This window comes from Vibrio sp. Isolate25 (genome assembly GCF_022398025.1).
GTDB lineage: Bacteria > Pseudomonadota > Gammaproteobacteria > Enterobacterales > Vibrionaceae > Vibrio > Vibrio coralliilyticus_A.
In genome coordinates this window covers 1-486 of record NZ_JAKEUT010000035.1, presented here as the reverse complement: position 1 = coordinate 486, position 486 = coordinate 1, and the positions used below count along the sequence as shown (strand labels likewise).

The window sequence follows — 486 nt, the reverse complement described above, 5'->3', positions numbered from 1 at the left end:
TGAATAACAACGCATCTCAAAGAGATGGGGATTGTTGTTATTCGTCAGCTTTCCAAATTGTTAAAGAGCTAGATTCATAAATGAACCATTTTTAAAGATTCTTTTTCAAGAACACTTAAAGATGGTGGAGCTAAGCAGGATCGAACTGCTGACCTCCTGCGTGCAAGGCAGGCGCTCTCCCAGCTGAGCTATAGCCCCATCAAGGTGTCGATACTGTTGCCAATCTCCTGGGAGGAAGATTGGTGGGTCTGAGTGGACTTGAACCACCGACCTCTCGCTTATCAGGCGAACGCTCTAACCACCTGAGCTACAGACCCAGTATCGTCTCTTAAACTACATAAACCATCAATCTGTGTGGACACTCATCGTGAGTAATCATCGTATAAGGAGGTGATCCAGCGCCAGGTTCCCCTAGCGCTACCTTGTTACGACTTCACCCCAGTCATGAACCACAAAGTGGTGAGCGTCCCCCCGAAGGTTAAACTA

At 47.3% G+C, this 486-nt stretch carries 2 tRNA genes and 1 rRNA gene; all 3 read right to left on the bottom strand.

What is annotated here, in order from left to right:
• Nucleotides 1-122 precede the first annotated feature (122 nt).
• Nucleotides 123-198, bottom strand: a tRNA-Ala gene (locus L1D15_RS22015).
• Between the two features lie 42 nt (nt 199-240).
• A tRNA-Ile gene (locus L1D15_RS22010) sits at nt 241-317 on the bottom strand.
• Nucleotides 318-383: 66 nt separating this feature from the next.
• A 16S ribosomal RNA gene (locus L1D15_RS22005) occupies nt 384-486 on the bottom strand; the annotation flags it as partial.